This is a genomic window from Acidobacteriota bacterium, assembly GCA_022340665.1.
In the GTDB taxonomy this organism is placed as follows: domain Bacteria; phylum Acidobacteriota; class Thermoanaerobaculia; order Thermoanaerobaculales; family Sulfomarinibacteraceae; genus Sulfomarinibacter.
In genome coordinates this window covers 1-26,834 of the sequence record JAJDNM010000044.1, presented here as the reverse complement: position 1 = coordinate 26,834, position 26,834 = coordinate 1, and the positions used below count along the sequence as shown (strand labels likewise).

Below are 26,834 nucleotides of genomic sequence, written 5' to 3'. Positions count from 1 at the left end.
TTGACTCAGAAATCCCACCGCGCTCGCGCGAAGTACTCCACGCCGATAGTGCGGTCGTTTTTCTGCATTTCCGACTACTCTCATATTTAATAGCTTTGGTATCGCTTCGTATTCCGAAACGTTGATCCCATCGGTACTCGGCTTCAGGGTTTTGGAAAGTTGGGGTTTGTCTGCCAGGGGCTCCCATCCCGGCGGGCTTCACGGACCGATTCCGGTTCGTATTCCGTGGCCCTTGAAGCGAGGTAGACTTCCCCGACACGGGCGGCCCGCCGGGGACGCCCACGGGAAAGGACGCGGCACACTGATGGGAAGAGCCGACAGCTGGGGGATCAACCGCACGGTCATCGCGCTGTCCGTCGCCCGCTTGGGCGACGCGGTTGGCAACAGCATCCTGTTCATCGCCCTGCCGCTGTACGTCGCCAAGCTCCCGGCCCCACTCATCCGGATCGAGGAAACGGTCCGGGTGGGCCTCCTGCTCTCCCTCTACGGGCTGGTTGCTGCCGTGCTCCAGTCGTTCGCCGGAGCCTGGAGCGATCGCCTCGGGCGTCGGAAGCCGATGATTGTCGCCGGGCTGGCCGTCATGTGCGTTGGAACGATTGGCTTCCTGTTCGCCACCCGCTTCATCGATCTGTTGCTGCTCCGTATGCTCCAGGGCTTCGGTGTGGCCCTGACGATCCCTGCGTCGATGGCGCTGATGGCAGTCGCGACGCGCCGCGAGACTCGGGGTAGCTCGATGGGAATCTACTCCACGATGCGGATGGTGGGGTTTGCCGGAGGGCCGTTGATCTCCGGTTTCCTCCTCGTGACCTTCGGCTTCCCCTCCGTGTTCGTCGCCGGGGCCGCTTTTGTCCTGCTCGGGCTGATCATCGTCTCGTTGTGGGTCAAGGAGCCGCCGGCGATAGAGAACGCAGGGCCCGCCGGGCGGTTTCTGATCTTCGACCCCAAGCTGATCAGCCCGGGCATCTTCGGCGCGGGACTGGCGACCTTCCTCATGGCCAGCTCGTTTTCGATGATGACGACCCTCGAGCACCAGTTCAACGAGCGTCTCGATCAGACCGCGCTCGGCTTTTCCGTCGCCTTCAGCGCGTTGATGGTCAGCCGTCTGCTGTTCCAGGTGCCCCTGGGGAGGTTGTCGGATCGGATCGGGCGCAAACCGCTGCTCGTCGGAGGACTGGTGCTGATGGGCCCGGCCACCGCCCTCCTGGGCCTGGTCACCTCCACCGTGCAGCTCACTGGCGTGCGCCTGGTCCAGGGACTTGCGGCCGGCGCCATCGCCGCACCGGCGTTCGCGGTGGCGGCCGATTTGTCGTCCAGCGGCGGCGAGGGGCGGCAGATGAGTGTGGTCACCATCGGTTTCGGCCTCGGCCTCGCCCTCGGGCCGCTCATCGCCGGCGTGCTGGCAATGCATTCGTTCGAGATGCCGTTCATGATCGGCGGACTGATGTGTGTTTTCGGAGCGTGGGTGGTGTTCCGCTCTGTCCCCGAGACCGTGCGCCGAAACATGACCGACTGAGGCCAGTCACCTAACGGCGTTCGAGCCGCACAGCAGTGGACGGCGTCTAGCCCGGACTATTCATGAAGCTTCTGCTGCGGCCGGCGATGTGCCGCATCCAACGGTGTTCGCTTGCCTCGCGGTGCTCGACGTACCGTCAAGTACGCCTGCGCGCCCCTCGGTTCGCAAACCCCACTGGCCACAACACCTCGCCGCCCTCGAGGCGAACCCTCATGAATAGTCCGGGCTAGTCGAGCCCGAGGCTGTCCCGCCAGCCGATGACGACGCGGAGGTCGGGGTTGGCGGCGGTCCGGTCGGAGTTCTGAATCATCACGAACCGCGAGCCGTCGTCGGACACATCGTAGGAGTGCACATCCGGGCTGATGTTCGATGAGCGCAGGTAGGGGTCGTCGAACAGCTCATCCGGCCGGCCGAACGTCGTGCTCCCGAGGTCAAACGGGACGACCATCATCTTCCGGTCGGCGCGGTAGTAGAGCTCGCGACCGTTGCCGGACCACAGCGGTTCGATGCCGCCACCGTTGGAGATCTGGATTCGTCCGCCGGTTCCGGGGTAGGGCCGGACGTAGACCTCCCAGCGCCCGCTCTCATCGGACGCGTAGGCCATCCAGCGGCCGTCGGGCGAGAGGGACGGATATCGCTCCGCGAACCGGCTGGTAAGGAACGGCTCGGGCTCCGAACCGGCCTCGGTATCGAGCACCCAGATGTCGTCGTTGAGGTTCGAACCGTCACGCACGGCCAGCGCCAGCAGGCGCCCGTCCCCAGACCACGAGGACGCCCGGTACGAAACGTCAGATTCGATGATCGAGCGAGGCTGGCCGGTGCCGTCCGACGCCACCTCCCGCAGGGGCCGCGTCGGGTCGATGCCGCCCGAAAACTGGACCGTATCGCCTGACGGGCTCCACAGAGGGTCGTGGGTATCCTCTGCGAAGGTGATGCGGGTCAGCGTCTCGCGATCGAGATCGTAGGTCCAGAGTCCGCAGTCCGGTGTGAGGACCTTGCGCAGCAGCAGACGGTGCCCGTCCGGCGAGATGCGTGGTTGCGCCCACGAGCCCGGCTCCGTGAGGGCGGGCTCGATCTGGCCCTCGCGGCCGACCCAGACCACGTTTCGGCCGCCCGCCAGCAGGCTGCCGTCAGAGATCTCCGAGTAGATGAGCGTGCCATTGCGCGACACGGCGTAGCGACCGCCCTCCCGCGATCCGTTGCCGACGCTTTGCAACAGGACAGTCGGCTCGCCCTCGATCGTTGCCGTCCGAGGGTCGAAGCGGTAGGCCACCACATCCGACTGAGAGTACCGGTAGACGAGAAGGTGCCCCGAATCGAGGATCTTCGGAGTCAGGGCTCCGGCAACTATGAGCTTCGTTTCGCGAGTCTCCAACGAGACCGCCCGCACCGAATAGTCGCTCCGATCCTCGGCGGTGAAGAGGACCCACTCCGAGTCTGGAACCACACACGGTTCGTGATGGTAGAGGTCGTTCTCGGAGAGGGTGGTGAGCGACGATGCGTCGCCACCGTTTTCCGGGATCACGGCAAGCCCACCGTACAGCTCACCCTCGACCGCCGCACCGCTGACAATCAAAAAGCCGTCCGGATGCCACGCCCCGGTGTTGAACGAGGTGCCGATCCGGACCCCCGAAAGCCGAACCGGAGATCCGCCGGTCAACGTGACCTTGCCAACGGTATCGCTGATCAGGTCAAAATACGCGATCCAACGTCCGTCTGGCGAAAAGAACGGGTTTTCGATGTTGGCGGCGTCGGACACCTCGTGGATGTCGAAGCCGTCAAGTGAGCGAATCAGGAGATTGCTGGGGTCATCGTCGAGAGCATAGGCCAGCCACCTGCCGTCGGGGGAGATCGCCGTGTTCGAGTACTGCTTGAAGGCTGCCTGTGAAATTTCCAAATGCAACGGTGCGGCTGGTTCCTGCCGGCTTTCCAACAGCGCCCAGGTAACGGCCGCAGCCGCGACGATCAGGCCGAGGGCGCCGGCCGCCAGACCGTACCGCTGAATGGGGGAGGGGGCCGCAGCGACCGGCACCTCGGTGCCACCGTCCTCCGACTCGAGAATCACTCGTGCGTCGCCGGCGCATTGCAGACGCTGCCGGGCATCGCGTTCCAGGCATCGCACAATCAGGCCGCGCAGCCGGGGAGGGGTGTCCCGGGGCAGCGCATCGATGTCGGGGTCCGCGCGGAGCACCGCAGCGAGCACATCTGAGACGGTATCGCCCTCGAAGAGCTTGTTTCCTGTGAGCATCTCCCACAGTACGACGCCGAATGCCCAGATGTCGGCCCGGCGATCGACGTTTTTGCCGCGCGCCTGGTCGGGGCTCATGTAGGCGGCGGTGCCGAGGATCACGCCTTCGACGGTGGCGTGTTTGGTGAGAGTCGGCGACATCGAGAGGGACCCGTCACCGCTTTCGTCGGTCCAGGCTTTGGCGAGCCCGAAATCGAGCACCTTGACCGTGCCTTCTGCCGTCAGCTTGATATTGGCCGGCTTGAGGTCGCGGTGGACGATGCCCTGCTCGTGGGCGGCCTCCAGCGCCTCGGCGATCTGGACCGCGATGGCGATGGCCTCGTCAGCCGGGATCGGCCCACGCGCGATGCGTTCGGAGAGATCTTCCCCCTCTACGAGTTCCATCGCAAGAAACGTCGTGTCCAAGCCCGATTCCGAAACCGATTCCAGCCCGTAGAGGGTCGCGATGTTGGGGTGGTTGAGACTCGCCAGGACCTTGGCCTCGCGCTCGAAGCGCGCGGCCCGATCGGGGTCCTTCGACACGTCCTCGGGCAGCACCTTGATGGCCACCTCGCGCCCCAACCGGGTGTCCTCGGCCCGCCACACCTCGCCCATTCCGCCCTTGCCGAGTTGCGACGTGATACGGTACGCGCCGATCGTCGTTCCAGCTTCCATTGTTCGGGATCCCCCAATCATCGAGATTGTATCTCTGTCTTAAAATTTTGACAATCGAATACTTGATCGATCTCATCGATGCGGACGCAAAAGCCGGAGCGCCGCATTCACGTTTGTCGAGTTGTCTCAAGGGGGGAGGGGATACCCAAAATTGTGCAGATGGGAACGCGACACCCACGCGTGTGCGAATCGGTTCGCGCTTTTTAGCTGCCGCTCCGGGCGCCCTTATGGACCGGTCCCGTATCCCGGTACATTCAGGCCGAGAATGATGTCGCGTTGGACGAGCCAGCCACCTCCAGCGTGTCGTGTCGGAGTGACGAGCCCACTACCCCCGCGCTGGCGCTCAGAGTCGCGAGTCGCTCTTTTTTCTAGCAGTGGGTCGTCCTCGAACTCGATGCTGGAGATCCAATAGGTCGAGTGGCCGGGCTCGACGATATGCATGTGGACGTGCTGGGGGTTCGACCTGCCGGGGTATGCCCCGGGACGGATCGTGTCGAAGGCATACCGACCCTGGTCGTCGGTTCGCGCCCAACCGCGGAGCCGGCCGTGCCGGGTCGCCGCCCGAGGGTAAATGCCGGTCGCATCGGTGTGGTACGCGTAAACGATGATTCCGGGTGCAGGCCGGCCGTCAGCGCTGGTGACCCTGCCTTCGATGCGCATCGCTTCACCGGGCTCGTCCGGCGGAGCGATCCGCGCCTCGGACTCGAGTTCATCCGGCATGCCGACGAAAACCAGCTCGCAACCCTCGCAGGGGCCGCCGATGACCGGTTCTTCAGCCACGGTCGGCCAGATTGGAGCGAACAGAAAGATTGCAATCATCAATGCCGTCGTAGTGAAGCCGGTTCTCATCATCGTACTTTCGATTTGCGCATCTGCTTTGTGATGCAACCCTCAACCGAGTGGGGGCTATTCCACGGAGGGCACTCATCAGCAACAAAGGTGCATTCTGGATGTGGCAGCCATAGCAACCGTTGGTCCGGCACCCGTCTGCACCCTTGTCACCCGATTTCTGCGCCAGATTGTTGTGTCTCAAGAAAAAACGTGATAAATGAGATCGGGTATGTATGTAAGTTTCCGATAATGGGAACAACTACGAATTAGAGATGCAGTCTGGAGGGGCACTGTGTCGGGTTTGCACAGCTTTCAGGACAAGGGATCGGGGTGTTATGCCAATGTCCGCATGGACAATGGCGATCCGGTGTTCATTCGTACGGCGCAGTCCGGAGTCGTGGTGAAGAAGTCCATTTCCGGTTGGTTGGGTTCGAAGCTCTACGAATCTCAAACTGCGAACGAGGCGGCGACCACCGCCACCGCGCTCGCCCGGCTCTACCCCAGACACGTCACGCCTCCCTGGATAACCGACCCCGTTCTGCGGTCGTTCATCAATGCCGCCTTGCATTGCTCATCCGCGGCTGAAGTACTCGACGTGTTCAATACCGCCGTGGCGAGGGTTGCTGATTGAGTTGATCCTTGCGCGGGGTGTGCTCTTGCGACGCATGCACTCACATCCAAACACAGCAACCAACAGGAGTGGCGGTCATCGAGTCGTGATTTTGTGAATGGCCGCCATCACACTGTCACGTTAGGGACCAGAAGGTGATGAAGTGGTAGATGGCGCCCATGTGAATGTGAAATGCACGTTGTGGTAGCCTCGTGAAAACAACACACGGAGGGACGTATGAGTTTGCGGCGAGGAACACTCTGTATCTGTATCTTGCTGGTGGCATCGGTGGTGTCTGCCGAACAGCCAGAAATGCCGCAGCCGACAGCCGAGCACAAGGCGCTCGAACTGTGGGTCGGCACCTGGTCGGGCGAGGGCGACCTGAAGCCCGGGATCTTTGGCCCTGGGGGCCCGATGTCCTGGAACGAAGAATGCGCCTGGTTCGAGGGCTCCAAGTTCCACGTGGTGTGCACGTCGGAAGGCGCCAGCCCTATGGGTCCGGTCAAGGGGCTCGGGATAGTCGGCTACAACTCGGAACGCGAGGTTTACACCCACTACGGGGTCGACAACAACGGCTGGTCAGCCTACTCCGAGGGCACTCGTGAGGGCGACACCTGGACCTATTTCAGCAAGGAGACGATGGGCGGCCGGACCTACCACACCCGGGCGACGATGACCTTGACCGCTCCGGACACGATGAAGTTCACCTGGGAAATGTCAGAGGACGGTGAAAATTGGGTGCTGTTGATGGAAGGCACCAGCACCAAAAAGTAGGCAGTCGTCGTCTGGGAGGTTCCGGTTCGCGTTTTGGGAGGTTATCAATCAGGTGCCGTTCCCGACGTTCCAGTTGCTGATTCCGTGGTGCCACGTTCATATGTCTTGGCTCGAACCAGGCCTTCGAGGAGAATGTACGAATGTGTTCGTGGCACCCGTGAGGCAGTTCTCAACTGATCTCTCGTAGGTCTGGCTCCAGAAAGCTGTGACCCGTGTTGACAAACTGCGAAACCGTCTCCATTTTGCGGACGTCACCCAGACCGAAATTTCTGAACCGGACTGGAGATCTTGAAATGAAGTGTCTGAATTCGTTTCTCGTGTCCACGATGGCGCTGCTCGGGCTCGTCGTGCTGATGGGCGGCTGCCTTCCGAGCGAGCCTGGCCCCCCGACCCAGGAGGAGATGGTGGAGCGCGGCAGGTACCTGGTGACCATCGGAGGTTGCAACGACTGCCACACGCCGAAGGTCTTCTCGGGCGGCAGCGCGGCTCCGGACGAAAGCCGCCTGCTGTCGGGCCACCCACAGGACCTCGAGCTGCCCGAGTACGACGCGGCCATGGTGGGTCCTGGCAAGTGGGTGCTGATGAACGAGCACATGACCGCTGCGGTGGGTCCGTGGGGTGTGTCCTTCGCGGCCAACCTGACGCCTGACGTCGATACCGGCAGCGGCGACTGGACCGCCCAGGAGTTCATCGACGCGATGCATACCGGGACCCACCGGGGTATCGGCCGACCGATCCTGCCGCCGATGCCCTGGTTCAACCTCGCGACCGCACCCGAGGAGGATCTGCGGGCCATCTTCGCCTTTCTGCAGTCGCTGCCGCCGATCTCGAACCAGGTGCCTGACGCGATCGAACCGCCGGTGATGTGAGCTCACCTGCGAGCCGGGCGGTGAGTCGGCTTCGCAAGGCCTCTCATCGCCCGCACGCGGGGAGGTGTTCATCAGGGTATGGTGACCGACATCGGCGTCAGGAGAGGGGTAGTGTGCCGATAGTTCTGCAAAAAGGAAGGAGGGCCATGAGACTCCGCTACATCCGGTGATTGGAGAAAAACGCCGAAGAAGGAGGAGCGACATGGCCCGTAGAAAGCGTAGCGGTGTGGCGACGGAATGGAAAGAGCTGGTCGCGAAAGATGAGGGTCTTCGAGAGGTGATCCAGGGAGTCGTGCAGGAGGTGCTCGAGGCGGAGATGGACGAGGCGATTGGAGCTGGCAAGTGGGAGCGGACCGATGCCCGGGTGGGGTACCGGGCAGGGTACTACCCGCGGACGCTGGTGACGCGAGTCGGCAAGCTGGAGCTTCGTGTACCACAGGATCGTCACGGCAGGTTTTCGACCGAAGTTTTCGAGCGATATCAGCGGAGTGAGAAGGCGCTGGTGGTGGCGCTTGCCGAGATGTACGCGCAGGGCGTGTCGACGAGGAAGGTGAAAGCAATCACCGAGCAACTGTGCGGAGACGAGTTTTCGGCGTCGACGATCAGCCGGATCAACAAGAAGCTGGACACGGAGCTCGACAAGTTTGCGACGAGGAAGCTGGAGGAGCCCTACCCTTATCTGATTTTGGACGCGCGGTACGAGAAGGTCCGCGAGGACGGAGTAATTCGCCGTCGTGCGGTGCTGACAGGGATCGGTATCAATTGGGAAGGTCGGCGCTGTGTGCTGGGCGTGGAGCTGGCAAATCGGGAGACGTCTTCGAGCTGGAGGACATTCCTCGAGGGCCTGCGCAAGAGAGGGTTAAGCGGCGTGGAGTTTGTCGTCGCAGACGATCACGCCGGGCTGAAGCGGGCGGTGGCGGAGATCCTACCTGAGGCGGCGTGGCAGCGGTGCTACGTGCACTTCCTGAGGAACGCACTGGACTACCTTCCCAGGAAGGCTGATGACGATTGCCGGCAGGAGCTGCGGTGGCTGTACGACCGGCGGAGCCTCGAGGAGGCGCGGCGAGACCTGGCGGCCTGGCTCGACAAGTGGCAGAAGAAGTACCCCAAGCTCTGTGACTGGGTCGAGGAGAACATCGAGGAGACGCTGACCTACTACCGCCTCCCGATCCAGCATCACAAACACCTGAAGTCGACCAACATGCTGGAAAGGATTAACGAGGAGATCAGGCGCCGGACCAGAGTCATCCGGATCTTCCCCAATGTCGCGAGCTGTCTCCGCCTGGTGCGCGCACTGACCGTGGAAATGCACGAGAACTGGATCGAGGCGACCCGTTACATCAACATGGACCTGCTCAAGGAACACAAAAAGGAGGCGCTCAGAAAGCTCGACGAGGCGGCGTGATGCAGTCTGCGGATTTGTGGAAAGCTGCTTCGCACCTTCCCACAGCCTCCGCAGACTCGACGACGAGGAGTCTCATGCCTTTTTGCAGAACTTGACGCACGCAACTCGATCATCCGCAACCCGATAGACAGGCATTGTGGGTGATCGTCCCCTCAGAACCGTAATGGAGTTCGCCAATCGGGTCTGTTTCCCGGGCGCCTGTTTCAGGTCTCTCGAACGCCTGCCTCCACCGTGCGTGGCACCCAAGAGGTTTCGAGAATCAGGGAACCGCGCTCGACCAAGCCGTGGTGTTGCCCAACTCGAAGCCGTCCTCGAAAATCCGGGGATTCACCGTGAACTCGTACGCGCCCAGGTCGACGATCGGAGGCGTCCCGGTGCCGGTGTCGGGTACGGTTGGTGCGTCCTGGAACCGGGCGTTGAGGTCCTTGTCGATGGGCATCGGCTCGGAAGTGACGAAGTCGTAATCGCAATCGCCGACATCGGGCGGCACTGCTGCGTTCTCCGCTGCGTCGATGGCTGGCGACGAGGACTGTACGCGCAGGTCATCGTCCACGGTCCCGAGCACGTCGTCCGCACCGTTCGGGTCCTCGAACAGCGGGTCCCCGGTGAGGATGTTGGTCCCGCCGACGAGACCCCCCTGGACGATGTCGCGGCTGGCCGATACCGTGCCCCAGAAGAGCACGTTCGGGTATCCGCCTCCGACGTTGTCCCAGACGATGGAGTTGGTGAGGTCCACGCCCGGAGCGAGAGTGTTGTCTATGAAGAATCCCCCCGCCTCGTAGCCGGCGGTGTTGCCGCTGACCGAGAGGTTTCTGAGCATGCCTCCGTATGAGCCGGAGCTGATGTAAACGCCTCCGCCCCGCAACCCCGCGGAGTTACCGCTGAACACACAGTTGACCAGCCCTTCGCCCGCGCTGGCGCCGTAGAATCCACCGCCGGTGCCGACAGGGTAGGAGCCGGCCGTGTTGCCGAAGAAACCGCAGTTGTACACGTAGGGCCTGCCAAAGTTGTAGGCGGCCATTCCTCCTCCCGCCTGGGCCGCGAAGTTGCCGACGAAGTTGACGTTCACTACCACGGGGTAGCCGCCAGTCACAAGCATTCCGCCGCCATAGTTGTTGGGTGTGCCGACTCCGTCCGCGCTGCCGCCGGTGACTGTGAAGCCGTCGATGAGGGCGGTCGAGTCGTGGCTCCAGGAAGAAACCACGTGGTAAACCTTGTCAGCACCGTAGTCGCCGTCGAGCACGGTGAGGTGGGCATCGGGGTGTCGCTGCTCCCGCGTGGTCTCGGTGCCGTCGAACCCACCGTAGATCCCCACACCGTTCTTGAGATCGAAGGTGGAGGAGACAGTGGTGCCGGGCGTGTAGGTGCCCTCGGCCACCCAGACGTCGACGCCGGTCGAGGCCGTCGCAATGCCGACGGCCAGGTCGGTGTAGGCGTCGGCCCAGGAGGAGCCGTCGTTGGCGCCGGCAGTGGCGTCAGCGTCCACGTATATCACGCCGAACGCGATGTCGATGCCGGGGGTACTTCCGCTCACGGCAACCGGGTCCGCAGCCCTGTTGTGATCCGAGTCGTACCACGCCCACGGCTCACCAGGATCTGGCGGGCCGCCGGAGGAGTTCAGGTCCACGACCACACTGAGGTAGTAGGTGCCGTCCGGAACTGTGAGGCTGTACGCCCCGCCGTTGCTCACGGTTTGGGAGTCGACCGGTGGGACGTCGAGGGCGGTGTGTGCCGCCACGTCCAGCGTGTAAACAGGCGTGGTGCTTCCCTCCGTGAAGGTCACAGTGCCGGTGATCTCGCCGGCACTCGCCGACCCGACGCTGATCAGAATGCCAATAACGAAGCCGACCACGGAGCGGGAGGTGTATCGCATAGCTTCCCCCTTCCTGGATTCCCGACAAAAGCTGGGACCACAACCGCCCACCACACACCTGACGAGTGGTGGTGCAGAGCAGATGAGTCTTCGAATCGAGATCACCTGGATCCTCGCGACAAAAGATTGGCGGATTCTTGGCGGAGTGTAGCACGCTCAAAGGCTGCGAGGTCTCTAGCGTGCCCTGGGGTACCCATGTACGGCGAGCTCAGTGCGTCACAAGAAGAGGAAGAGTGCCATGTTCACATTTGTTGATGTGTCGCTTGGGGTCGCGGCAGCGAACAAATGTGGAAATGTGAACGTGGCACCCGATGACCCGATGACCCGATGACCCGATGACCCGATGACCCGATGACCCGATGGGCCGTCGAGCGTGAGGAGTGGCGAGGAGAAGAGTGGTGGGTTCCTCTACCCCGACTCCGCCCGAAAGAGCTGCCAACTATCACTGACGCCCTTCAATTTGTGTATGCCTCGGTCGGCAAAGGCGAGGCTGGACCCAACCACAAGGTCCTTTACGGTGCGCGACACCAGGATCTCGCCGGGTTCTGCCAGGCTGGCCACACGGGCGCCGATGTGCACTGCGATCCCGGCGAGCTTTTCACCGGACCACTCACACTCGCCGGTGTGCAGGCCGGCTCGGATCTCGAGGTCGAGCTGGTGGAGAGAGTCTCGGATCGCCATTGCGCAGTGAACTCCACGGCCGGGGCCTTCGAAAGACGCGAGAAAACCGTCGCCCGCAGTGTCGATCTCGCGCCCTCCGAAATGCGCCAGCTCGCTCCGCACCAAGGTGTGGTGCCTCTCGAGCAGCTCGCGCCATGCGCCGTCTCCGAGCGATTCCGCCTTTTCGGTGGCGCCGACGATATCGGTGAACAATATGGTCGCCAACACGCGCTCGGGTTCCGGAGTCGCTCGGCGACCGGTCAGAAACTCCTGCACGGGTCCGAGCAGAATCTCCGGGTCGCCAACATGAAAGAGGTGGTCCGCTCCGGGGAGCTCCACGAATGTTGCGCCATCGATGTGCTCGGCCAGGTAGCGTCCGTTGGCGGCAAGGACATACCGGTTATGAGCGCGGTGAAGGACGAGCGTCGGCACACGAATCGTCGGCAACACCCATCGGAGATCGAAGGAGTAAGTCAGGGGGTAGACCGTGTTGAACTGTCCTGGGCTCATGGCGAGGCGTTCGAAGCGGCCGCGCCACGTGATGAAGGACTCGTCTCCCGCCAGACTCGGCGCAGCGCCTCCTCTCACAGCCTCGCCGGTACCCCACGCCTCCAAGATACCCTCGATCAAACGTGCGGCCACCTCTTCAGGGACACCACACGGATAGTCCGCCGCGCGCAGCCGCCTGGCGTAGGCGTCGGCGAGAATCAAAGCCGTGGCGCGATCCGGATGGGTGGCTGCGAAGAGCAGGGCCATCGTCGCGCCGTCGCCGTGGCCGAAGATCGCCGCTTGGCGGCTCGAAGCCGCATTCATGACGGTGGCGACGTCGTACATCCATTCTTCCCAGGTCGGGATCGCACCGAGCGGGACCGGGTCCGAAAGCCCGGTACCGCGCTTATCGAAACAGATCACCCGCGCGAAACGCGCTATGCGCTCGAGGAAGGCGGCGATAGTCGGTTCCTCCCACATCACTTCGAGATTGCCGACCCAATCTGGAACGAAAACGATGTCCAGAGGGCCGGCGCCGCAGATCTGGTAGGCGACTGACTGGCCGTCCGCGTTGGTTGCGTATTTGATTTCGGATCTCATGATATCGACCCCGAGCATATAACCACAATCCAGAGGTGGTTGTCATCTCAGGCCCAGGAGCCAGAAGGATGCCACGTTCAAATTCATCATTGCTGCAAGATGGAGATCCGCCACAGGCTGACGGGCCGGCGCGCCCCATGAGGGGCGTCAACCCAGGGAAGTGTCACTGTTGCGGTTCGTAGTCGAACCAGTCAAAGTGCGCTGCGGTGCCCGCGCCGCGCTCGTTGCCCGTGGCGAGCAGAGCGAAGTAGACGTCGGTGAAGCCGCCCGCGACCTCCGAAGAGAGGTAACGGGTCGGTGCTGTGCCGAGGCGCTCCACCGAACCGAGCGACGAACCGAAATTGAAGCCATACTCCTGCGGCTCGGCGCGTACCTCCAGGACGACGGGGGTGTCGTCATCGAGCGGTTCTCTCGCTGTCACGGCCGAAAGTGTCGGGCCGATCGTCTGCCGCACGAAAACCTCGCGCCGGCCGGCTACCCGGCGCACACCCAGGTCGTAACGATGATGACCGTTTTGGAAAACCGTGAGACCGGCCTCCGGTCCGTCGGCGGTTGGGGTGAAGTCGAGACGCGTCCGCACGCGGCAGCGCAGGTGCTGCTGGCGACGACCCACGAAGGTGGGGGAGGCGCCGGGTGCGACAGAGTCCTCGAGCCGGACGGAGCTGTCGTGCAGAGTCAGCCAACCGGGTCGTAGCGCGAGGGAATAGTCCACATCGACTGGCTGACGCAGGTAGTTCCAGGCGAAACCGAGTGGACCGTCGAAGTCGTCACGCACGCGAGCTGGGAACACGGGCACAGCAGGCGGGCCGGCGACGTTCATGGTCTCCTCGATCGGGTGGCCGCCGTTCACCACCGGCCAGCCAGCCTCGTCCCAGTCCACCGGCGCCAGGAATGTCTCGCGGCCGAGGTGGTGGAAATACCCGCCGACCGTGCGGAAGGCGAGGAATACCATCCACCAGTTCCCCTCGTGATCTTCGACGAGGTCGGCGTGCCCGGTGCCCTGTATGGGCTGGTCCATCTGGGTGTTGCGGTGGGTCAGGATCGGGTTGCCCGAGCCGGCTTCGAATGGGCCGAAGGGCAAGTCTGCTCGGGCGATCGTCACCATGTGGCCGTACTCGGTGCCTCCCTCCGAGATCATCAGGTAGTATCGCCCCCCGATCTTGTAGAGGTGTGGCCCCTCCGGATAGCGGCCGCCGGTCCCTCGCCAGATCAGCCGTGGGTGTGAGAGCAGGTGGCCTGTCGCCACGTCGATTTTTGACTGGTAGATTCCGGGAGCCGTGTGGGTGTCTGGCACGCCTCCGTTCGACGTGAAGAAGACGCTGCCGTCCTCGTCGAAGAAAAGGCTGGGGTCGATACCACCCTGTCCTTGCACCCAGATCGGATCCGACCAGGGGCCGGCGGGGTCCTGTGCCGTGACGTAGAAATTGCCCCCGTCGCTGACATTGGTCGTAATGACATAGTACGTCCCCTCGTGGTGACGGATTGTTGGCGCGAAAATACCCTGGGAGACTCCAGCGTGCGCCAGGAGCAGCTGGCTGGGGCGCGTGAGCGCGTAGCCCACCTGCACCCAGTGCACCAGATCGCGGCTGTGAAAGACGGGCACCCCCGGGTAGAACTCGAAGGAGCTGGTAACGAGGTAGTAGTCGTCCCCGACCCGCACGACGCTGGGATCCGGGTAGAAACCCGGTATCACCGGGTTGGCGTAAGACGAGATACGCGCCGGCCCGTCGCTCGCGACCAGCACTGCGCCCAACAGCAGGACCGTCGCCACGGCGGCGACGGCTCGACACTAGAACTGCGGTCGTCGGCCGTACAGGTTGATGGATTATTTCTTTGGGTATTCAACTGCCATCTCCGACCTCCGTGCCGCCACTCTTTCACTTCGCGGGCGAGGTCTCCCCTTGGCCGAATACGACCGCGGGAACTTCCCATGAATCCTTCTCGCTGCCGACACCGGCGGCGAGGTTCACCACCTCGACCGTCTCGGGCGTGATCTCGATCAACAGGTAATTCGAGCGATCGTCACGGTACAAGGCGCTCCATTCGTCCTTCCAGCGCTTCCTGGTCTCGTCGGGATCGTCGACAAGGCGCGCGACCCCCCTGAGCGTGACGTAGCCGGGAGCATCCGGATCGGCACAGTAGACGGCTACGTGCGGATTGCGGCGGAGATCCTCCACCTTCCGGCTCAGTGCGTTGGTACCCATCCAAACGACCATGTCTTCGTCGGGCGCGAAGGGGTCCATCATTCTCACGTTCGGCGCGCCGTCGGCCCCGATCGTCACGAGCGCGCAGAAGCGCGAAGCGGCGATGACCTCGCGGGCGGCAGCCAGCAGACGTTCCCGATCCCCAGGCTCCGCATTCCCATCCCCTGCGGCGGCAGTCAGGGTCGCGAACCAACCCATTACTACGAGCAGAACCGCTCCCGATCTCAGGCCCGAACGGAACATCTGGCACCCCCACCTGCGCATTGAATTGGAACTTCCTCGATGAACCTTCGCCCAACACGTGCCAGTTCGTCAAGCGCGGAAACATCTGCAAGGTGCCACGTTTCGCGTTGCTGCATTGTCGGCCTCTTCGGTTGAGATCAGCCGAGCGAGGGTATCGATGCGATAGCGGAATTCTTGGTCGTCGCGTTCGATACGGAGGCCGGAGTTCAGCCGTGTCACCGATGCAGGGTGTTTTTGATCGGGTCCGCGTGAACAATGTGCAACGTGGTACCCATCTCTTCATTGTCACAATCCACGTCGCGAAGTCATGATTTGACACGCGGTAGCCATGGCGCGCATACCGGGAGCTACTCGATTCGTAACGATCGAGCGGCCAACAACGAGAAGAATGCGCCGAAAAAAATCAGAGCCAGAATCTCCGGCCCGAGGCTGGTGAGGTCCGCCCCAAACGAGATGAGTCCGTGCAGGGCCCTCATGGCCCAGCCCGACGGGACGAACAACGACGCAGTCTTGAGGGGCTTCGACACGACCTCGATCGGCCACCAACAGCCTCCGAACGCAGCCATCGCCATGGTCGCCATGACTCCCACATTGGCGGCGCGGTCCGGGTCCCTGAACCAACCCCCGATGGCCACTCCGAGTGGTGCGGTCGCGAGGCTGAAGACCAATAGAACCAGCCACAGCTGCAGCGGGTGGTCACCAATCTCCACCCCGAACAACCGATTGCCGGCCACACCTGCGAGGACGAACGCCGTGATCTGGAGGGCGGAAACCACCCACCTCCCGCCGATCTTGCCGGCGACGATCTCCGCCCGGGTCACGGGTGCAGTTGCCAAACGGCGGAGTTGTCCGCCCGCACGTTCGGCCGAGACCGATGCCGCGCCGTAGGTCAGGGCCACCAGCATGACGAACATGACCGACATGCCGGGTATGGACTGGGCGAAACCGCCGGGCGCAACGGTCGCTTGACCAGCGAATCTGGAATCTACCCGAACAAGGTCCTCGCCCGGGATCACGCTGGAGTAAGCTTGCTGGGAAACTGCTGCACCATCCTCGAGCCTGTGGGCGGCCTCGACCACGCGGCCGAGTTGCCTGGTGACGGCCGCGAGCGTCCGGGCCTGAACTACCAACGCGGCCTCCTCGGAGGCCCCCGCCTTCTTCTCGAGACGAATCGTCTGCTGCGTACCGGACAACACGCCTTCGCTGAAGCCTTCCGGGATCACCAGCGTCCGGACAACGGTTTCGGAGTTCTCCCATTCAGTGTTCGTGAGTTCCTCGATCGCCAGGCCTGCTCCTTCGAGGTCCGCGATGAGGCCCCGGGCGAGTACCCCACCGTCGTTGTCCACCACCGTCAATGCGGCGTTGGCGTCAGCTGGGGAGGAGCCGCCTCCACCCATCACCAATCCGAAAAAGGTGGCGAAGACCAGCGGGAGGAGGAACATCCACATCACCGCCCCGCGGTCGGTGAGGGTCAGCTTCAGATCGTTGAAGGCGATCGCCAGAATTCTCCTCATCACACGGCCCCACGTTCCAGCTTGCGTCGCATGAGCAGCGAGCCGGCGAGCAGGCAGCCCCCGCCGACGGCGAGCAGCACCACCAGATGGAGGGCGATCTCTGGAAGACCCGCTCCTTCAATGGTCAGCTTGGTGAATCCGTCCACCGACCAGTACACCGGGGTGGCTGCCGCCACCGGGCGGAGAAACGAGGGCATCTGCGAGACCGGCACGAAGGCGCCGCCGAGCATGGTAAAGACCATGATCACGATCGTGGTCAACGTGTCCGCCTGACGTTCGGTGTCCACGAAGGCCGAGATCAGGAGGAGCAGACCGCTGGCCATCAACGCGGAAGAGACGATCAGAGCCGTGGCTGCCGGAAAGGGCCCCCAGTCCACGCCCGCGGCCACTCCGATGGCCATCAGAACCACGAATCCCAACCCGGTCACCAGGAGCACAGACAGGCTCTTGCCACGGACATAGTCACCGGTGGAAACGGGAGCTGTCAGGAGGTGCCGGACCAGCCCCTGCTCCCGGTCGCGGAGAATGTCGCGGGTGGCTGACTGGGCGAGAAAGAGAATTCCCATCACCGAAAAACCCGGAAAGAAGTAGGCAAGGATGTCGACACCTCCAGTGGGCTCGCCTTCAGGCGCCTCGCTGAGGGTCACGGTTTCTAAATCGATGACCGGTGGCAGGATGTACCGCTCGAGGTTCTTGAGCTTCTGGTTGAACCCTGTGCTTACCGACGCTACCGCCAGATCTGCTGGAAAGGCCTCGTCATCCACGAAACGACCGATCTGCGCCAGCTCGTCGCGAAAGACCCGCGACCCGACGGACATGCCGACACCAGCGATTCCAGCAGCCTCTTCGATCACCTTGGGAAGAAAGCGTTCCGACGGGTTCTTGACTACTTCGATTGTGGAGGGCCGACCGGCGAGGTAATCGCTGGTGAACCCTTCGGGGAGGTGAATCAGGGCCGACGCCTCGCCCCGTTCCATCATCTCGTAGCCCTCATCGCCGACGGCTACGATCTCCAGCCGCTGGTCCATCTCCGACGAGCTGCCGGCGCCTTCGAGTAGCCTGGACAGCAGGCTTTCGTCCTCGTCGTAGAGCAGCACCTTGATGGTGATCTCGCCAGCGCCGCCTCCGCCGAAGACCAGCGCGAAAATGCCCGAGAGCATCAGTGGCAAGGAGAACAGTAGGGCGGTCCGTAACGGGTTGCGGGCGTACCGGATGAGATCACGACGAACGATGGCGAGGGAGGCCATCAGTCGCGCAGCTCTTTCCCGGTAAGGCTGATGAAGACGCTCTGCAGATTCGGCTGTTGGATGGAGACATCCTCAATGTTGACCTTCGCCTCGAGGATTTTTGGCAGCACCGAGAGGAGGCCGGGCCCGTCAGCCTCCACCGACAGAACCGCCATGCCGTCGTCGGCCTTCAGTAGCCGAACGCCATCCACCGATTCGAGCTTGCGGCGGGCGGCCTCCTCAGAGAAGGAGCCGGTGAGCCGCAAGACCTCAGCCTCTCCGGCAAGCCGTGTGAGCTCGTCCAGAGTACCGACGGTCAGGATGCTCCCGTGATCGATGATCGCGATCCGGTCGCACAGTTCCTGGGCCTCGTCCATGTAGTGGGTGGTATAGAGGACCGTGGTACCCGAAGCGGCCACTGTCCGAACGACCTCGAGGATGTTGATCCTTGCTTGCGGGTCAATGCCCACCGTGGGTTCGTCGAGCAGGAGCACGCTCGGACGGTGGAGAAGCCCCATGCAGAGGTTCAACCGCCGTTTCATTCCGCCCGAAAATCCCTTGACCTTGTCACCGGCACGATCGGAAAGACCGGCGCGGGTGAGGACCTCGTCGACCCTCTCCCGGAGATCGGCGCCGCGAAGGCCGTAGAGCGAGCCCCAGAAATTGAGGTTGTCGCGAGCGGTGAGATCCTCGTAGACCGCGACCTCCTGAGGTACCACCGCCATCCCCTGTTTGACCTTTTTCGGCTCCAGCCAAATATCTCTCCCGCCGATGAGGACGCGTCCGCCATCGGGTTTTAGCACGCCGGAGATCATGTTGATGGATGTGGTCTTGCCGGCGCCGTTGGGTCCGAGCAGGCCGAAGATCTCTCCTTCTCCGACGGTGAACGACACGTCGTCCACTGCGACCAACGAGTTGAAGCTCTTGCGGAGCCGTTCGACCTCGATCATTCGCCCTCCTTGCGGTTGCTTCGTCTCATACTACGCCCGCCCCAGTTAAGTTGTTCCGACATTCCTCGCCACGGTTCCGAACCTCGCGTGATCTCGTAGTTGTCTTCTCAGCGTTGTCGAAGATTGACTCACCCGCATTTTTCATGAGGATTCATCGCGAAAGCCCAGCCACGCGCGGTGAACAGCGCCTTGCAGCAGTAGAGTCATGAATAATGCGGTCTCCGAGGCTACGCGGGGTGGTGACCATCGACCAACGTGGCGCCTATGTGAACCTGGTACCCATGAGATCTGCAGGGAGCAAGGCGCGGGAGCCCCCTTGCAGCATCAGGGTTCGCAGTAACAGGACGACGTGGGGCGGGTGTCTGCGGAGTTGAACGCCAGCGTGAGCCGGGGTGCGAGCTCCTCTGCCTCGAGACCGCGTTGCTGCGCTTCCAGCGCAAGCTTGAGTCCGGTGAGCGCCCAACCGTTGTCGCGGTTGCGTTCGAGATCCTCGCGGTAGACCGCCTCGGCCTCGGAGTACCGACCGTCCGACATGAGCAGCGCCCCGAGAGCGTGCCGCACGGGGAGCATCCAGGCCGGCGGCTCGTCGTAGACCAGGGCGTCCTCCGCCGCCACTCCTTCGCGGAGGACGGCAAAGGCCTCGTCGTGCCTGCCTTCGCGGAAGAGAAGCTCGCCGTTGATCATCGCATTGGCAACGGGAAGGATCTGGTGGACCCGATTGTTGAAGACCCACCAGTCCTCGGGGATCTCGGTCCAGGCGGCCTCGAACGCCGCCAGCTCGACCCGCGCCTCCTCGGTGCGACCAAGCGCCGAGTTGGCGATGGAGCGGGCGTAGCGTCGCACGGCCCGCGACACGAGCCGCCACTCCGGGTAGTCGGGCTCGGCGAGAATCTGCTCCCACTTGCCGAAGCGGATCAAGACATGGAACGTCGTGGGCATGATCCCCTCGATGAGCCCGGCCCATTCACGGAGGGCGTCCTCGGGCATCTCGGCTTCGAGATCCCGCGCCGCCCCGAGGGCCTGCTCGAAGTTCCCGGACATCATTGATGCGAAGGCCAGAAAGTGGAGGTTGTGGCCGTAGTAGGCAGCGTAGAGCCCGGGTGGAGGAGCCTGCGCGAGGTAGGCGCGGTCGACCTCGATGGCGTTCTGGTTGGACCGTGCGGCGTCGGCGTAGCGGCCGACGCGGATATAGATATGCGACGGCATGTGGACAAGGTGTCCCGCACCGGGAACGATGGTTGAGAGCCGGTCGGCCGCCTCGACGGCGAGCTCGGGCTGGGCCGAGGCCTCGACGGCGTGGATGAAGTAGTGGTTGGCACCCGGGTGCCGGGGATGGGTCTCGAGGACTCTCTGCACGACCTCGACGATCTCACCGATCCGACCCCTGGGCTCGCCGGCTTCAGTCCAGTAATCCCATGGCTGGAGGTTCATCAACGACTCGGCAAACAGGGTCGCTACGTCGGGGTCCTCGGGAAACCTCTCGTAGACCGCTTGCATGGCGTTGGCGTAGGCCTGATCGAGGGCGCTGCGATCTTCCGGCGCCGGCCACGCGTAACGCTCGGCAACCGCCCGAACCAGGGCGGCCTCGACCGCCGAATCGTCGCCGAGGCGGGCGAGGGCCTCCTGCACAGCTTCCCAGGCGCGCCGCGATCGCTCCTCGGTCATCTCGGGGTCGTTGATGTTGATGCCCTGGCAGTAGGCGATGGCCCACCACGGCATGGCCGCCGAGTCATCGGCCGCGGCAGCCTGTTCGAAGGAGCGGACGGCTTCGTCGTGGTTGAAGCCGTACATCAGCTGCATGCCCTGATTGAACCACTGCTGGGCGATAGCCGAGTTGGTTGTGATCGCCCGTTCGTAGTTGCCGAAACCTTGGTAGATTCTGGCACCGTTGTCGGGTGGCAACGACTGGCGACTGCATGCGGTTGCGGCCATCGTCGTCAACAAGACCGCGGCCACCGCGACCTGACGAATGATGGTTCTCGTGTGGTTCATGGTTCGCGCTCGCTTTCCGTGCCGACAGGCTGGCCGCGATGCTCGGACTGGCCTCGAGGTTGCGGTTGACCGGCCGTTTGGTCTCGATATTGCGTCTCAGTTCTGAAACGTACTATACCAGAGGGTACTCGCAAACGTCGAACCGAGCCAGGGTGCCACAGCTCGCTTTGACTCTTTGTCGCTGAGATACCCACAATGTGTCATCGCGAAAACCGGCACCAATGTTTGATGAAGACAAACGCGGCATGCTCACCTTCGCAGGCGCTTCATCGCGTCTTCATATTCATGACCAAGCATGACCGCTTCGGAGGATCGAAGATGACACATCACCGCGAGCTTTTACCCGAGGTCAAGCGGATTGCTCTGATTGCCCACGACAACCGCAAGCAGGACCTGTTGGAGTGGGCGAAGTTCAACCGAGGGACCCTGGCCTTGCACCAGCTTTTCGGCACCGGCACCACCAGACGGATCATCCGGAAGGTGCTGGATATGGAGGTCTATTGCTTCCAGTCAGGTCCCTTGGGGGGCGACCAGCAAATCGGCGCGAAGATCGCTGAGGGTGAGATCGACGTTTTGATCTTTTTCTGGGACCCGCTGGAACCACATCCGCACGATGTTGACGTCAAGGCCTTGCTGCGGCTGTCGGTGGTCTACAACATTCCGACTGCGTGCAACCTCGCAACTGCGGATTTTCTGATTTCGAGTCCACTGCTGCACAGCGAGTACCATCGGCAACTTATCGACTACCGAGCGCGGATCCAGAACCCTCCCCGGACACCCTCAAATAGCCGAAACGGCCAACGGCGGCTTTTTCGCAGAGAGTGGCATCGGCGAAACCCATGCCATGGTGAACGCGGAACTCATGTAAAACCAAGCAGGAGTGCGACAATGCCAGAGCCGAAATCGGGGTTGTCACAACGTCGTCGGTGGGAGTCATGGATGAAGACAATCGGTCTACTTGGTGGGATGACGTGTGAGTCCTCGGTGGAGTACTACCGACTGATCAACCAGGGTGTGCGGGAGAAGCTGGGCGGCATCCACTCGGCGCAGTCCCTGATGTACTCAATTGATTTCGGTGAGATCGAGCCGGAAATGGAAACCGAGCGCTGGGATCTGGTTCTCGAGCGTCTGGTCGCGGGATCCGTTGCCGTGGAGCGGGGCGGCGCTGATTTCCTGGTGATCTGCACCAATACCATGCACAAGCTGGCGGATCAGGTCGAGGAGAGGATCGGCATCCCGATTCTGAACATCATCGATGTAACGGCGAAGGCCGTCGGGGCCGCCGGCATCGGAACGGTGGGCCTGCTCGGCACGCGGTTTACCATGACCCAGGACTTCTACCGTCGGCGTCTGGCGGAGAAGCATGAAATCGAAACGGTGATTCCATCGGAGCAGGACGTGAGCATGATCCACCGGGTCATCATGGAGGAGCTCACAATCGGGGTGATCTCACCCGAATCGAAGATGCTCTACTGGGAGGCCATTCGCCGGCTTCAATCTAAGGGGGCGCGAGGCATCATCCTTGGATGCACCGAAATCCCGCTGCTGGTGAAGCAGGACGAGGGCGAGATCCCGCTTTTCGACACCACCCTCCTTCACGCTCAAGCAGCGGTGCGACTGGCTTTGGAGTAGCGAGTCATTCGCGAGAGGCCGTCAGCGTGTGGAGGAGCTCCATCTGACGACTATTGTGAGGTGATGCATGGCAACTGTGCCGGAATACAGCGCCCCCGGTTTATCGGACACAGGTGAAGGCGGTAATTCGTCCTCGATATTCGCCTTGGGGGGCCGGTCCCAACATGCCCAACCACGGGAACGCCTGAGCTGAGATTGTCACTTTCCAATAACCGCGTCGCTGCCGTTTTCTTCGTCGCTCTCATCTTTGATGACTGCTTCGGCGGCCTCCAATAACTCCCCGACGAAAAGACTCGAGTTCTTGACGAAGAAGACCACCGGGAGGTCTCCGGCGAGTCGCTCAATCCGCTCCGCGTACTCTGCCTCGTTCCCGACCTCCGGCATTTGGAGTCCGAGGAAGACCGCCGCCGCGTCGGCGCTTTCCCGTTGGATAACGTCGACCACGGGCTCGTCCTTCGGTTTGACAACCACACGAACCGAGGCGTCGATGCGGATTTCCGGGATCAGCTGTCGCAGATACGCTTCGGTGCGGGTCTTCATCAGCTCGGACGAGGCGATGCTCATCACCTCGACAGTCGCGCCGCGCCACTCCGGATTGGAGTTGAGGAGGTGTGCGAGCAGGAGCAGCAGATCGCCGTTGCGCTCCAAACCGCCCCACCATACGTGGATCTTCGGGCGCTCCCGTCGGTATATGTACCTCGGCCGGATTCGACCCAACACGAAGGACTTGTTCAAACGCTCCAGCCGCCGCATCACGCGCAAAAACTCCGCACGAAGCTCAACCGACTCCGGCCAGCCGAGGAGTACGGTGTTGCTGGACATCCCGGCCATGCCGTTGGCTTGGCTGACGTTGATGATCCCCTCAGCCACGTCGTTGACGGCGTCGACCTCGGGGAAGACGACGATGTCCTCCTCCTCGATCACCTCGACGATTTTGTTCCTGCGGGCTGCGAGATCCAGCTCCTCGTTCAGCAGGTCGCCAATCACGAGGTTACACACGGTCACCACGCCCCGCCCCTGGCTGAACCAGTCGCCGAAACGGATGAGATCGAGCTCTTTCAGAGGATCGACGACGAAGGTCAGGATATGTGGTCGCCAGTTGCGCGCGCTCATCGGACGCTCGTTGAGGCGAATCAGGGCCCACCTGATCAACGCCTCGTACAATCCGCGTCGGGCGTCTCCCCAGCGCGCTTGCTGCGCCTTCCGCGACAGGTACATCCAGAGGGAAAACTCCGCCACCAGAGCGAGGACGCCAGCCACCGGGCTGATCAGCACCATGACCACGACGCACGCGAAACCGCCCGCGAGGGTTACTGGCCACGGTACGCTGATCTTCGGGCGCCACGACGGATCGCCACTCAGGACTTCAAATGCTGCGACGAGGTTGACCGTCCCGTAGACGGTGAGGAAGAACATGGACACCACCGCCGCCACCGCATTGAGGTTGCCGAGGAAGACCGCTCCAACCGCGATTGCCAGTGCGACCGCAAGCCCGGGCAGAAGCTCCCGTGAGCCTCCCGTCGGCCGCCACAGGAAACGGGGCACAAGACCGTCTTGGGCCAGAGCCTGGAGGGTGCGCGGGGCAGCCAACATCGAGCCGACGGCGGACGAAAAAATCGCAGACCACAGACCGGGGAGCACGAGCCACGGCCCGAGTATCGCGATTTTCGACCACACCATCGGGTTGTCGCGGAGAGACGACGGGTCCGAACCCAGGCAAAGGAGCACCGGTACCAGCAGGTAGACCAGGAAGCCGGTCCCCACCGCCGCAATCGACCCGAGGGGAATTGATTTTCCCGGGTCCCGCAAATCGCCCGAAAGCCCAAGCCCGGCCATGACGCCGGTCACAGCCGGGAAAAAGACGGCGAAGCCGGCCCAGAAGCTGACATCGCCGGTCGGCGGATGAAGCGTCACCTCGATGCCGGACGAGCGGACAAAGGCGCCGATGGTGAGGGCAACCAACGACAGCACCACGAATCCCATGAGGACGATCTGCGCCCTGAGGGCCCTTTCAGCGCCGGTGAACGCAAGCACCCCGACTGCGACGACTGTGACCAGCGTCACCGGCAGTAGTGGAAGCTCCGGCCAGATGATCCGAAAAGATTCCGCGAGGCCGTAGGCATAGAGAGTGACCGAAAAGGTCTGCGAGAGGAAAAGCGGTACGCCGATCGCGCCGCCGAGCTCGAGGCCAAGGCTGCGAGAGATGATGAAGTAGGCGCCGCCGACCCCGACTCTCGCGTTCGTGGCCACAGCGGAAAAGGCCAGTGTGGTAATGAAGGTGATCGCGTTGGCCAGGACCACGACGAAGACGATGCGGATGAGGCCGAGGTGACCGGCCAACCAGCCTAAACGAAGGTACATGATGACGCCGAGGATCGTGAGGATCGTCGGCGTGAAGACACCGATGAAGGTGCCCAGCTTGTCGTCGTGCGTCATTCTTCGTTTTCCACGAATTGGCGCTCTATACGTTTCGTTCGTCGAAGCACAGTACGCGTGTTTTCTTCGTCGCGCAAGGCGGGTGATCGAATTGCCGAGTTGAACGTCCCAAAGGCTCCAGGTCCGCAGTACCGTCGTCTTTCACTCTTGCTGCCGAACCGCGGATCATGAACTCTTTTGAGCAGCCGCCCTGACGTCGTGACTTCGCGATAACCACCCAACGATGGCCATCGTAACCACGATCTGGGCCAAGATTACAAGCGTCAGCACGGTGGTATGTCCGGCGAGCTGAGCTTCAATTCCAACGATCTGAGGGAAGAACATACTCAGGTTGGCGATGTTGAGCGAAACAATCGCTAGCAGCAGCCATCGAGATCCTCCGTAGATGTGCCAGCATGCAATTCCGAAACCCAGTTCAATCAAGAACGCGACAAAGGGAACGCTGCCGTAAAACCCTAAACCCAGTTTTTTCATTTCGAGCCCAGGCGCGATCGCGATATCAGGACTGTGCGTCACGAGGTCGAGCACGAGATGGGACGCTATGCCAAGTGCGACGGCGATCGCGGTCTTTGGCTTTCCAAGGGCAAACCGAATCAACGCCCATGCGACCACGGCCAAGGCTAACGTCGTTACGATGGAATGAGACCACGGCATGTTAACGAGGTGAATATTCTGCACCGAGCGCACGGTAGAGTCAGTTGTCGTGGTTTCGATTCCGACGAGATTCAACGCCACCCATATGAGCTCAACCGCCTGAACGGCCAACAGCATAACGGCCATTCGAACAGTTGGATATCGTCGCTTCAGCACGAGCGCTGCGGCCGCGTGATTGACTGCAAACATCGGTGAACCCCTTTCTACTGAGTTAGCAAATGCTAACCTCGGTTTGAAAAAAATCTCAACCCGTTACCAGAGCAAGAATTCGTTGTGTGAACGAGTCAGTCCAATCGGTAGCAGGACGCTTGAGGAGTCCGAGGTACCACATCCGTGAAAGCTGTTGTATTCCGCCAATGATGATGGCTGATGCGAGATCGATGTCGAGATCGTCGCCGATTTCGTTGCGGTCGATTGCCGAAGCCAGCATCCGGTTTATTTGGGAGACAAATGTGTCTCCAGCGACGTCAGCCTGGACCTCGGACCAAAACTGTTGGATATTGTCAGAAAGATAAATGACTACTTCGGGAGCGATCTCGAATTGCTGGAAAAAAGTCGAGTTGTATGCGCCAAGTTGGCTTGCGATCGATTCGAACTCGCCCCGGACCACTTTTTCCAGGGGAGAGTGGAGCCACCGATAACAAAAGATGAACAGCGCTCGGGCCAGTGCGTCCTTGCTCGCGTAGTGTTTATATAACGCTGGATTTGAAAGCCCCGCTGCTTCTCCGATGTCGCGTATGCTTGTCTCGCACAAGCCCTTTTCGCTGAACAACCGAAGGGCGGCGAGCAGGATGCGCTGCTTCCCTTCAGAGGCGGTTGGTGCGAATTGTATGTCGTTGATCGTCATAACCGATTATTCTCCTGTTCGGTACGGAGGTTAGCAATCGCTAACCTCCTTGTCAAGGTCTTGCGTTCGTCGAAAATCTCCGTTCAAGGCGTCTGCCTTGTGGTGCTGGACACAAAGATGTCTCGAGGGTGCCACATGGGGAGCGCCTCACGGTTTCAACTCGATCCGAGATGGCGGATTGTGACCAGAGACCCCAGTTGGCGCACCTCGAACAACCGTTCGGCATGCCTTGAGTCCACCACACTGGCTGCCGCAATGACAATGCGTGACTGCGAAAGGCAGCACCTATCTGGCTCCCATCAGAATCGGAGGCAGATCAGGGGTCACACCCATGTATGTCCATGTCCTTGACAATGGTGCGACGGTGAAGGTGGCACCCATGTATTGCCTTCCAATCATGACAATGGTGCAATGGTGAACGTGGCACCCTTCACCCTTCCGTTGTGGAAATGTGAACGGGGGAGTCATATATTCGTTGATGCTTTCTGAGAAAAGAGGAGGACATCGTGCTTCACAAGTACGGTCGCCTCGTGGTGCCGATCCTGATGGCGTGCCTCACCCCGATGGCAGCGGCGAGCGACTTCGTGCTCGTCTGTCCCCACTGCGAGGA

Annotated in this window: 19 protein-coding genes and 1 pseudogene; 7 read left to right on the top strand and 13 right to left on the bottom strand. The window is 62.1% G+C overall.

The features are described 5' to 3' along the window. Positions 1 to 304 precede the first annotated feature (304 nt). Positions 305 to 1,513, top strand: coding sequence for an MFS transporter (locus LJE93_06315; protein MCG6948513.1), 1,209 nt, complete (start codon positions 305 to 307; stop codon positions 1,511 to 1,513). A 226-nt stretch (positions 1,514 to 1,739) separates the two neighbouring features. On the opposite strand, the gene LJE93_06310 is transcribed toward LJE93_06315, so the two are convergent. After that, a complete protein-coding gene (locus LJE93_06310; GenBank protein MCG6948512.1) occupies positions 1,740 to 4,415 on the bottom strand; it encodes a serine/threonine-protein kinase in 2,676 nt (891 codons plus the stop codon). 225 nt (positions 4,416 to 4,640) lie between these two features. Then, positions 4,641 to 5,234 (bottom strand): hypothetical protein, encoded by a 594-nt coding sequence (locus LJE93_06305; protein ID MCG6948511.1) that lies wholly within the window; start codon positions 5,232 to 5,234, stop codon positions 4,641 to 4,643. Positions 5,235 to 5,595: 361 nt separating this feature from the next. On the opposite strand from LJE93_06305, the gene LJE93_06300 reads away from it, so the two are divergent. From LJE93_06300 to LJE93_06285, 4 genes are all read left to right on the top strand, one after another. Continuing rightward, entirely contained in the window at positions 5,596 to 5,877 is a 282-nt protein-coding gene (locus tag LJE93_06300) for a hypothetical protein (GenBank protein ID MCG6948510.1), read from the top strand. A 216-nt stretch (positions 5,878 to 6,093) separates the two neighbouring features. Further along, positions 6,094 to 6,630, top strand: a complete 537-nt coding sequence (locus LJE93_06295; protein MCG6948509.1) for a DUF1579 domain-containing protein — start codon at positions 6,094 to 6,096, stop codon at positions 6,628 to 6,630. Between the two features lie 293 nt (positions 6,631 to 6,923). Continuing rightward, a complete protein-coding gene (locus LJE93_06290) occupies positions 6,924 to 7,499 on the top strand; it encodes a diheme cytochrome c-553 (GenBank protein ID MCG6948508.1) in 576 nt (191 codons plus the stop codon). Positions 7,500 to 7,701: 202 nt separating this feature from the next. Then, entirely contained in the window at positions 7,702 to 8,904 is a 1,203-nt protein-coding gene (locus tag LJE93_06285; GenBank protein ID MCG6948507.1) for an IS256 family transposase, read from the top strand. Positions 8,905 to 9,163: 259 nt separating this feature from the next. On the opposite strand, the gene LJE93_06280 is transcribed toward LJE93_06285, so the two are convergent. The 8 genes from LJE93_06280 to LJE93_06245 all read right to left on the bottom strand — a co-directional run bounded on the left by LJE93_06280 (position 9,164) and on the right by LJE93_06245 (position 20,655). Next, entirely contained in the window at positions 9,164 to 10,777 is a 1,614-nt protein-coding gene (locus LJE93_06280) for a hypothetical protein (protein MCG6948506.1), read from the bottom strand. 408 nt (positions 10,778 to 11,185) lie between these two features. Then, a complete protein-coding gene (locus LJE93_06275; GenBank protein MCG6948505.1) occupies positions 11,186 to 12,526 on the bottom strand; it encodes an adenylate/guanylate cyclase domain-containing protein in 1,341 nt (446 codons plus the stop codon). 163 nt (positions 12,527 to 12,689) lie between these two features. After that, positions 12,690 to 14,270: a glycoside hydrolase family 43 protein gene (locus LJE93_06270; GenBank protein ID MCG6948504.1), complete on the bottom strand. Its 1,581-nt coding sequence runs from the start codon at positions 14,268 to 14,270 to the stop codon at positions 12,690 to 12,692. 133 nt (positions 14,271 to 14,403) lie between these two features. Further along, complete coding sequence (locus tag LJE93_06265; GenBank protein ID MCG6948503.1) at positions 14,404 to 14,973, bottom strand: pyridoxamine 5'-phosphate oxidase family protein; 570 nt, start codon at positions 14,971 to 14,973, stop codon at positions 14,404 to 14,406. 347 nt (positions 14,974 to 15,320) lie between these two features. After that, a complete protein-coding gene (locus tag LJE93_06260) occupies positions 15,321 to 16,487 on the bottom strand; it encodes an ABC transporter permease (protein MCG6948502.1) in 1,167 nt (388 codons plus the stop codon). Continuing rightward, positions 16,487 to 17,734, bottom strand: coding sequence for an ABC transporter permease (locus LJE93_06255; protein ID MCG6948501.1), 1,248 nt, complete (start codon positions 17,732 to 17,734; stop codon positions 16,487 to 16,489). The genes LJE93_06260 and LJE93_06255 overlap by 1 nt, the downstream gene beginning before the upstream one ends. Beyond that, positions 17,734 to 18,663, bottom strand: coding sequence for an ABC transporter ATP-binding protein (locus tag LJE93_06250; GenBank protein ID MCG6948500.1), 930 nt, complete (start codon positions 18,661 to 18,663; stop codon positions 17,734 to 17,736). The genes LJE93_06255 and LJE93_06250 overlap by 1 nt, the downstream gene beginning before the upstream one ends. Before the next feature lie 324 nt (positions 18,664 to 18,987). Further along, the gene (locus tag LJE93_06245) at positions 18,988 to 20,655 is read right to left on the bottom strand and encodes a hypothetical protein (GenBank protein MCG6948499.1); all 1,668 of its coding nucleotides are present in this window, start codon (positions 20,653 to 20,655) and stop codon (positions 18,988 to 18,990) included. Between the two features lie 318 nt (positions 20,656 to 20,973). Between LJE93_06245 and LJE93_06240 the strand changes: the two are divergent. Both LJE93_06240 and LJE93_06235 read left to right on the top strand, forming a co-directional pair. Continuing rightward, positions 20,974 to 21,417: pseudogene (locus tag LJE93_06240) on the top strand (methylglyoxal synthase). A 177-nt stretch (positions 21,418 to 21,594) separates the two neighbouring features. After that, a complete protein-coding gene (locus LJE93_06235) occupies positions 21,595 to 22,287 on the top strand; it encodes an aspartate/glutamate racemase family protein (protein ID MCG6948498.1) in 693 nt (230 codons plus the stop codon). 198 nt (positions 22,288 to 22,485) lie between these two features. Here the strand turns inward: LJE93_06235 and LJE93_06230 are convergent, their stop codons facing one another. From LJE93_06230 to LJE93_06220, 3 genes are all read right to left on the bottom strand, one after another. Next, positions 22,486 to 24,723 carry a Na-K-Cl cotransporter gene (locus tag LJE93_06230; GenBank protein MCG6948497.1) on the bottom strand — a complete coding sequence of 746 codons (2,238 nt, stop codon included), beginning with the start codon at positions 24,721 to 24,723 and terminating at the stop codon, positions 22,486 to 22,488. A 165-nt stretch (positions 24,724 to 24,888) separates the two neighbouring features. Then, on the bottom strand, positions 24,889 to 25,566 hold the full coding sequence (locus LJE93_06225) for a hypothetical protein (protein MCG6948496.1): 678 nt from the start codon (positions 25,564 to 25,566) through the stop codon (positions 24,889 to 24,891). A 55-nt stretch (positions 25,567 to 25,621) separates the two neighbouring features. Continuing rightward, positions 25,622 to 26,224, bottom strand: a complete 603-nt coding sequence (locus LJE93_06220; GenBank protein MCG6948495.1) for a TetR/AcrR family transcriptional regulator — start codon at positions 26,222 to 26,224, stop codon at positions 25,622 to 25,624. Positions 26,225 to 26,834: the final 610 nt, after the last annotated feature.

Excerpts from the sequence above, each read along its gene's own strand:
- LJE93_06315 (MCG6948513.1), top strand. The coding sequence starts at position 305 with ATGGGAAGAGCCGACAGCTGGGGGATCAACCGCACGGTCATCGCGCTG.
- LJE93_06310 (MCG6948512.1), bottom strand. The coding sequence starts at position 4,415 with ATGGAAGCTGGAACGACGATCGGCGCGTACCGTATCACGTCGCAACTC.
- LJE93_06305 (MCG6948511.1), bottom strand. The coding sequence starts at position 5,234 with ATGATTGCAATCTTTCTGTTCGCTCCAATCTGGCCGACCGTGGCTGAA.
- LJE93_06300 (MCG6948510.1), top strand. The coding sequence starts at position 5,596 with ATGGACAATGGCGATCCGGTGTTCATTCGTACGGCGCAGTCCGGAGTC.
- LJE93_06295 (MCG6948509.1), top strand. The coding sequence starts at position 6,094 with ATGAGTTTGCGGCGAGGAACACTCTGTATCTGTATCTTGCTGGTGGCA.
- LJE93_06290 (MCG6948508.1), top strand. The coding sequence starts at position 6,924 with ATGAAGTGTCTGAATTCGTTTCTCGTGTCCACGATGGCGCTGCTCGGG.
- LJE93_06285 (MCG6948507.1), top strand. The coding sequence starts at position 7,702 with ATGGCCCGTAGAAAGCGTAGCGGTGTGGCGACGGAATGGAAAGAGCTG.
- LJE93_06280 (MCG6948506.1), bottom strand. The coding sequence starts at position 10,777 with ATGCGATACACCTCCCGCTCCGTGGTCGGCTTCGTTATTGGCATTCTG.
- LJE93_06275 (MCG6948505.1), bottom strand. The coding sequence starts at position 12,526 with ATGAGATCCGAAATCAAATACGCAACCAACGCGGACGGCCAGTCAGTC.
- LJE93_06265 (MCG6948503.1), bottom strand. The coding sequence starts at position 14,973 with ATGTTCCGTTCGGGCCTGAGATCGGGAGCGGTTCTGCTCGTAGTAATG.
- LJE93_06260 (MCG6948502.1), bottom strand. The coding sequence starts at position 16,487 with ATGAGGAGAATTCTGGCGATCGCCTTCAACGATCTGAAGCTGACCCTC.
- LJE93_06255 (MCG6948501.1), bottom strand. The coding sequence starts at position 17,734 with ATGGCCTCCCTCGCCATCGTTCGTCGTGATCTCATCCGGTACGCCCGC.
- LJE93_06250 (MCG6948500.1), bottom strand. The coding sequence starts at position 18,663 with ATGATCGAGGTCGAACGGCTCCGCAAGAGCTTCAACTCGTTGGTCGCA.
- LJE93_06245 (MCG6948499.1), bottom strand. The coding sequence starts at position 20,655 with ATGAACCACACGAGAACCATCATTCGTCAGGTCGCGGTGGCCGCGGTC.
- LJE93_06235 (MCG6948498.1), top strand. The coding sequence starts at position 21,595 with ATGAAGACAATCGGTCTACTTGGTGGGATGACGTGTGAGTCCTCGGTG.
- LJE93_06230 (MCG6948497.1), bottom strand. The coding sequence starts at position 24,723 with ATGACGCACGACGACAAGCTGGGCACCTTCATCGGTGTCTTCACGCCG.
- LJE93_06225 (MCG6948496.1), bottom strand. The coding sequence starts at position 25,566 with ATGTTTGCAGTCAATCACGCGGCCGCAGCGCTCGTGCTGAAGCGACGA.
- LJE93_06220 (MCG6948495.1), bottom strand. The coding sequence starts at position 26,224 with ATGACGATCAACGACATACAATTCGCACCAACCGCCTCTGAAGGGAAG.